This is a genomic window from Acinetobacter sp. UBA3025, assembly GCF_002367915.1.
GTDB lineage: Bacteria > Pseudomonadota > Gammaproteobacteria > Pseudomonadales > Moraxellaceae > Acinetobacter.
Window position 1 is genome coordinate 5,306 of record NZ_DFDO01000056.1, and the last position, 6,976, is coordinate 12,281.

The window sequence follows — 6,976 nt, forward strand, 5'->3', positions numbered from 1 at the left end:
CGCAACCTGCAATTTTTAAAATACTGACTGTGCCTTTATTTGCCGGCTTTATGTATTCGGCTGTCGGCAGTTTTTTTGCACGTTCCTTACGCTTATACCAAGTCTCATTTGAAAAATTGCCGCGCTTTAGCCATATGCTGGCCTTGGCAGTCTTGTCCTACATCAACTTCATGAGCAAATTCTTCATTCCGGACTATCGTTTGCTGTTATTTGTCTGGAGTGTAGTGATGTTCTGGAAAACCAGAATTCGGTTTCAGTTGAATCAGCACGCTTTTCAGCTACCGATGTTGCCTGTCCTGTTGATCTTGGCCTTTATTATCTGGGTGGCTGAGAACATCAGTACCTTTTATCAGATCTGGCTATATCCAAGCCAGGTAGAAAAATGGCATATGGTCGGCTGGGCAAAATTAGGTTCCTGGTACTTGTTATTATTGCTCAGTCTGGTGCTGGTATTAAAGATTCTAGGACAGCGTAATTCTCAAGGTAACTGGAGCCTAAAAACCCGGTAAAACTATTCTGTTTATCTTTATGTAAATCAGACAGTTTTTTCATTGCGCCAAATTAGACTTCCCGCTAATCTCCTGAATGTGTAATGAAGATTACATCATTAGCGTAATAACAAAAGATGCATGAGAATAACCGGAGAATAAGTATGTTAAAAAAGATTATGCTCGCTGTGGTATTGGCAACGGGTTCTGGTATGGCGATGGCGGATAGAGATGTAGGTTGTGGTATTGGTAGCCAGGTATGGGCAGGCCAGTCAGGCATTATTCCTAAGCTGCTTGCAGGTACAACAAACGTGCTGTTTACTAACCAGTGGCTAGGTATTACTTTCGGTACTTTAGGATGTAGCCAGGGCGGTACAGTAACGGCTCAAGTCGTGACTTTTACCAATGAAAATGCTGAGGCATTGGCACGTGATATGGCCGTAGGTGAAGGTGAAAGCCTGAATGTACTGGCTGAACTGCTAAATATCAAGGCAGAAGATAAAGCACGTTTCTTCACTGTATCTAAGCAGAATTTCTCTGAAATCTATTCAGAAGAAAACCAGAATACTTTACAAGTGTTAAGTACTCTACAAACAGTCATGGCTAAAGATGAAGTATTAAAAGCTTATATCTAAGTATCGCTGTAAAAACCCTGCTGTCCTGGCAGGGTTTTCTTATAAATAAAAACTGAAAAGAACCGTTGACTGAATGAAATATGCTTTTTTGCTCCCAGCTTTGCTGTGGAGTCCCCTAAGTTTTGCATCCGAAATTTCTCCAGATATTCAAGCTTATCTAGAACAAGCCACACAAAAAAAATTGCACCAGACTGCGACCTGGAAGCGTTTGATGTATGCCAATGCTGAAGGAAAAAGTGAAGTCAGCTATCCTGGTTATTTTCTGGCAAAGCAGGGCAAGACAGAGCTGCAACTTGAATTGGAGCAAAATATACAGGCATTGTTTGAGCCCGCAGAACCCAATCAGTCTGTACGATGTAAATTCCCGGCACGTAGTCAGTGGTTAATGCAACAGCTGAATATTTCTGAACAGCAACTGCCTGAAGCGAGTTGTCCGGATTTTGAGCGCTGGATGAATGAAGTCAAGCCTTATCAGGCGACCCTGATTTATGCCACCGATTATATGGGCAATCCCAGCTCCATGTTTGGTCATACTTTGCTGCGTCTGGATCCCAAAGACCAGCAGCAACTGAATCTGGTTTCTTATGCGGTCAATTATGCTGCCACAGTCGACAGCAATGATAACTGGTCCTTTGCCTGGAAAGGACTGACCGGACAATATCCGGGTGAATATTCCTTGATGCCCTATTACCGCAAAGTCAAGGAATATGGTGACTTTGAAAGCCGTGATTTATGGGAGTATGAACTTAATCTGACGCCTGAAGAAACCGGATTTCTGGTGAAGCATCTCTGGGAAATGCAGCAGGTAAGTTTCCCTTATTATTTCATTAATGATAACTGTGCTTATCGTCTACTAGGGCTTTTGGATCTGGTGCGTCCTGAACTGAACTTGCAGCAGCAATTCGATACCGCCGCGATTCCGGTCGAAACTTTAAAAGTTGTGGAACAGCAGGGACTGATCAGGAAGAAGATTTACCGTCCGGCACTGGAAACTCAATTGCTGGCTCAAGCCCGGCAACATGGCAAATCCTTGGCAAAAACTGCGCATCAGGTGGCTTATGCAAAAACCTCTGAAATGGAAGCCAGGCTGCAACATCATCCGGCTGAAGATCAGGCCAAGATTCTGGAAATGGCCTATGACCATTTATATCTGGACTTTCTTCGCCAGGAAGTCGATGAATCTTTTGCCCAGCCGCGCTTTCGCAAATTATTGGGCCTAAGAAGTCAGTTGGCGATAGACAAACAGCGCCGGCAGCCAGAGCGTCCAAAAATAGATCCGGTTCAAAGCCATCATGCCCGAAATATCGTTCTTGAAACTGGGCAAGTACAAGGTGAGACTTTTGTGCAGCTCGGTCATCGTCAGGCTTATCATGACCTCATGGATCCGCAAGGCGGGCTGCGTACAGGAACCCAATTATTATTCCTGGATGGTGCATTGCAGTACCGTGATGACCGTGTGAAGCTGGACCACCTGGATCTACTTACAGTAAATTCCTATAACCCGATCAATGCATTTAAAGCGCCATTATCTTGGGGTTTTAGTTTGGGCTGGAAACAGGAAGCACTGGATCAGCATGGCCAGTTTAGTACCGAGCAGCAGCATGGTGTAGCCAATTTTCAGGTTCAGGGTGGCTATAGCTGGGCAAATGAAGCACGTGAACATCTCTGCTATGTGCAATTACAAAATCATGTGCAGGCCGGAAAAGCGCTTGACAAAGGATGGCGTGTCGGTATGGGGCCAACGGTGGGTTGTCAGAATATCTGGACGGATCAGATCAATAGTCTGGTACAGGTGGAACTGCCGTATTGGGAAGATTCTCATCAGTGGCAACTGAAGTTGAAAAACCAGTTGCAATATGCCTGGAATGCACAAAATGCCATTCGGGTGGGCTGGGAATATCAGCAACAGGAATCGAAAGACTGGGAAAAATGGAGTCTGGGCTTAGTCCATTATTTTTAATTTGGCTAACATAACCTCGAGTATTGAGTAAATGAAGTTTATAGATCAAATGACTTGTATTTGAATGTTTAAAATAAATTCATGTTCGGAGACTTCTACCGATATTATCAAAGATTGTATTCAGTAATTGGGTTAAAATACCTGAATATTGTTGTATTTGTCACATAATATCACTGCGAATCGCAAGTATCGGGAAAAGTTATATGAATAATGAGTATATGGCTATGCTGGCGGAGCAGTGGAAGCAGATCTGTCAAAATTATTCATCGGATGATTTGCTACACGCATTTCAGTTTATTCAAGACCACTCTTTGGTACTGGTAGAAGAATTCTATAAAAATATGCTTCTGGAAGAAGAAGCATCTCAATATTTTACTGATGAGCTAATTCAGCAGCGTTTACGCGATACTTTACATCAATGGCTTTCAGAAAGTTTTAGTGTGGCGCTGAATAAGCGTTATGCAGAGGCCGTGCAAAAACAGAATATCGTTGGACATGTGCATGCGCGGATCGGGATTCCATCCTGGCTGATTATGCGCGGTGTACGAGAAATTCAGCGCAAAATGTTTGAATTGCTAAGTTTAAATCCGCAGCCAAACATGCTAACTACCTGTAGTTATATTGTACAAATCATGGGGTTTGCCACAGAAATTATGTGTCGTTCCTATGAGGCGAAATCAGTTCAGAATCAGGAAATGAAGCACAGTTACCGGGTATTTTCTGCAATGCAGGATGTCGCGGTACAAAAAGATAAGCAGCGCAGTTCATTGCTGGATTGGGAAAATGAGCTGATGTTCAAGGTCTTTTCTGGCACTACAGGCATTAGACATCAAATGCTGTCCAAGTCAGAATTTGGCTTATGGTTTATTCATAAGGCGTCTTATGCCTTTACCGGTTCCGATCAGGTCGATTTAATTATCGAGCGAATTTATCAGATCGATACGCTGAATCAGGCAGTGCTGGAATGTACTGAAAAAGATCAGATGCTGAATCTGATTCAAAGTATTCGTGACTTAAACCGTGAAATACAGCACTTGGTCGATCAATTATTCCAGGTTGCAGATTACATCGAATCTGGAAATGACTCTCTAACCCAGTTATTGAATCGCCGTTATTTAAATACCATTATTTCACGTGAAATCAATTTCTCTCGTGATAACCAGACACCATTATCCTTGCTAGCGATTGATGCCGATTTCTTCAAAGCCATTAATGATAAATATGGTCATGCAGCCGGCGATCTGGCCTTGAAATTTATTGCTGATGCCTTACAGAAATATATTCAGGGCAGTGACTATGCCTTCCGTGTCGGTGGGGAAGAATTCCTGCTGCTGCTGGTCGATTCCGATGAAAGACGCGCACTGAACATTGCTGAAAATATCCGTACATATGTAGAGCATGGCCTGATCAGTACGGCTCAAGGACAGCAATTTAGACTCACGGTTAGTATCGGCTGCGCGTTATTTGATGGTCATCCGGATTACCAAAGATTCCTGGATGCCGCAGATGCTGCACTGTATATGGCTAAAAATACAGGGCGTAACCGGGTCTATCTGGCGCAACCTTCTCAAATTCAGGGCACACAAAAAGCATCTGTCTAATTTAAAATTTGCTGCTGAATTGCAGCCTGAAATTGCTGTTTTTGCCGCACATATTCGGGATGGACTTTGGCTTCATCCCATTTTTGTTTAAATATTTTCGCTGCAGCAGCTTTAACCGGATCTTCAGAACTGCGCGGCAATTCCTCACGCCCATGCGCACCACTTAAACCCTTTTTATCATCTGGAACCGGACCATCGTATTTTTTGCCGCCTTTATGATTGGCATAACGTCGGGCGCGGGTATAACCCATTTGTAAAAACTTGCGTGCCATATCGGCCCCGACGAAATCTTCATGTTTTAAATATTCTAGAAACAGGGCATAAATTTTTTCACTACTGGCTTGGGCTTTTTCCGCATCTGCAAAACGCCAGTGGGGCAGAATTTCCGACTTATAAGGTTCTACTAAAAGCACGCCTTGCTCACCGCGTCCAATCCGGTATAAGTCCGGCCGTTTACGGAAATCAATTTTTTTAAAATCCAGACTATAGTCAAAACTATTTGAATGAACACGTGAAGGGCGTTTAGGCGGATCAGGCTGTTTTCTACTCATGGCTGTTTCCAGAATTTATACACTTGGATCATGCAGCTTTCTAAACAAAAGATCTGTATTTAAACATGGCAGGAAATGTAGTCAGGAAATTAATTATGCAGCATCAATTTGTTTATTTTTAAAACTAGGGAAGTTAAGTTAATGAGACAACTTTTTGAAAAGAATGTAGGGATAAAATTTTAAGAAATTGAATGAATACGTAGAAAAGTTAAGGAATTGATTGCAAAATTCCTTAACTGATAAAGATATGAAATTCGTACTTATCTTTTAACTTTCTACCACGACATAATATTTTTTAACGGCTTCAACCACTTCAAAAGTGCCAATAAAACCGGGTGGAATAATGCCGGCTTCACCTGCTTTGATTTCAACAAAGGATTGTCTTTGAGCATCATGTAAACGGACGATCCCTTCGATTACCTGAAAGAATTCCTGTTTATTCTCGGCAAATACGATATTCCAGGCACCCACTTCACATTGCCAGATTCCGCAATCCATATTGGGATGTTGATAGGCACTCTGGGTCAGGCGTTTAGGATTGCCTTTAACCAGCCGGTCTGGCCGTGGATAATCGATACTTTCTTCAGCCTGGCCTAAACCTTGACCCCCAATCCAAATAGATGACATTTTCGTAACCTCATCGTGTAAAAAAGCCCCAATATCAATTGAGGCTTTCATGTATGAATCTATATTAATAACTTTCTGGTACAGCGCCTAAAAACTCACGGCGGACTTCTTTATCGGTTTTAAAGTCACCGATAAATGACACCGTACGCGTCGTCGATTCCTGTTTGCCAACACCACGCATCATCATACACATATGTGCTGAATCAATCATCACAGCCACACCACGTGCATTGGTGACTTCAGCAACCGCTTCTGCGATTTGCTGGGTCAGATTTTCCTGAATCTGCAAACGACGGGCAAACATTTCAGTAATTCGGGCAAATTTAGACAGCCCCAATACCTTGCCTTCAGGTAAATAGGCAATATGTACACGGCCATAAAATGGCAATAAATGGTGTTCGCAGAGTGAATAAAATTCGATATTTTTCACTAAAACCATTTCACGGTTATCTGATGGAAAAACCGCACTATTGGTCACTTCTTCCAGAGTCTGGCTATAACCTGAGGTTAAATACGAAAACGCTTTCGCAGCACGCACGGGCGTATCTTTGAGACCAGGGCGATTGAGATCTTCACCAACGGCAGTAAGAATGTTTGCGTAGGATTGCTGCATAGTCATATGACGTATTCACTTACACTGAGATAGAACAAGGACGGCATTGTAGCAGAAATCTTTTACAATGCCTTATTTTGGGGGTAAATCCGCTTACTGTTTAAACTTTGGATTTTTTTCTGCACGTTTTAGCAAAACTAAAACTGCGCCAGTGCCACCCTGTTTTTCAGGCGCACTGACAAAGGCCAGAACATCATGGTGCTGACGTAACCAGCCGTTGACATAAGTTTTTAAAATCGCTTCCGGCCCTTTGCCATGTACGATCTTGATCACGTTCTGGTTTTCATCTTTGGCGATCTGGATAATCTGAAGCACAGCCTGACGTGCCTCTTCGACCGTACAACCATGCAGGTCGACAGCTTCGAACCAGCGCAGATTGCCTGCTTTTAAATCTTCAAAAACCTTATGCTGCAAGGTCGCAATGCGGTAGCTTAAGCTCGCTTGACTGCCAACCGGATTGAGCATGGCTTGAGTATCAGACAGGACGGTTTCATCGGTATG

General features: G+C 43.0%; 8 protein-coding genes. 4 read left to right on the forward strand and 4 right to left on the reverse strand.

The genetic code is table 11. The features are described from left to right. The 4 genes from B4J23_RS02285 to B4J23_RS02300 form a co-directional block, all read left to right on the forward strand. The coding region (locus B4J23_RS02285; protein WP_291358648.1) for a DUF817 family protein at nt 1-509 on the forward strand (509 nt) is incomplete at its 5' end. Between the two features lie 143 nt (nt 510-652). Continuing rightward, nucleotides 653-1,123, forward strand: a complete 471-nt coding sequence (locus B4J23_RS02290) for a DUF3015 family protein (RefSeq protein ID WP_004782788.1) — start codon at nt 653-655, stop codon at nt 1,121-1,123. Between the two features lie 73 nt (nt 1,124-1,196). Next, on the forward strand, nt 1,197-3,083 hold the full coding sequence (locus tag B4J23_RS02295) for a DUF4105 domain-containing protein (RefSeq protein WP_125278917.1): 1,887 nt from the start codon (nt 1,197-1,199) through the stop codon (nt 3,081-3,083). Between the two features lie 203 nt (nt 3,084-3,286). Further along, a complete protein-coding gene (locus B4J23_RS02300; protein WP_125278916.1) occupies nt 3,287-4,684 on the forward strand; it encodes a diguanylate cyclase in 1,398 nt (465 codons plus the stop codon). Here B4J23_RS02300 and B4J23_RS02305 read toward each other — a convergent pair. From B4J23_RS02305 to B4J23_RS02320, 4 genes are all read right to left on the reverse strand, one after another. Beyond that, nucleotides 4,681-5,235 (reverse strand): DUF4385 domain-containing protein, encoded by a 555-nt coding sequence (locus tag B4J23_RS02305; RefSeq protein ID WP_125278915.1) that lies wholly within the window; start codon nt 5,233-5,235, stop codon nt 4,681-4,683. The genes B4J23_RS02300 and B4J23_RS02305 overlap by 4 nt on opposite strands. 267 nt (nt 5,236-5,502) lie before the next feature. After that, nucleotides 5,503-5,862, reverse strand: a complete 360-nt coding sequence (locus tag B4J23_RS02310) for a cupin domain-containing protein (protein ID WP_125278914.1) — start codon at nt 5,860-5,862, stop codon at nt 5,503-5,505. Nucleotides 5,863-5,926: 64 nt separating this feature from the next. Further along, the gene (gene folE, locus B4J23_RS02315) at nt 5,927-6,475 is read right to left on the reverse strand and encodes a GTP cyclohydrolase I FolE (RefSeq protein WP_171064799.1); all 549 of its coding nucleotides are present in this window, start codon (nt 6,473-6,475) and stop codon (nt 5,927-5,929) included. 93 nt (nt 6,476-6,568) lie between these two features. After that, nucleotides 6,569-6,976, reverse strand: a 408-nt coding sequence (locus B4J23_RS02320) for a Smr/MutS family protein (RefSeq protein ID WP_291358649.1), incomplete at its 5' end; no start/stop codon positions are given.

Bases quoted from the DNA above. Each gene is read 5' to 3' on its own strand.
- B4J23_RS02290 (WP_004782788.1), top strand. From the start codon at position 653: ATGTTAAAAAAGATTATGCTCGCTGTGGTATTGGCAACGGGTTCTGGT.
- B4J23_RS02295 (WP_125278917.1), top strand. From the start codon at position 1,197: ATGAAATATGCTTTTTTGCTCCCAGCTTTGCTGTGGAGTCCCCTAAGT.
- B4J23_RS02300 (WP_125278916.1), top strand. From the start codon at position 3,287: ATGAATAATGAGTATATGGCTATGCTGGCGGAGCAGTGGAAGCAGATC.
- B4J23_RS02305 (WP_125278915.1), bottom strand. From the start codon at position 5,235: ATGAGTAGAAAACAGCCTGATCCGCCTAAACGCCCTTCACGTGTTCAT.
- B4J23_RS02310 (WP_125278914.1), bottom strand. From the start codon at position 5,862: ATGTCATCTATTTGGATTGGGGGTCAAGGTTTAGGCCAGGCTGAAGAA.
- folE (WP_171064799.1), bottom strand. From the start codon at position 6,475: ATGCAGCAATCCTACGCAAACATTCTTACTGCCGTTGGTGAAGATCTC.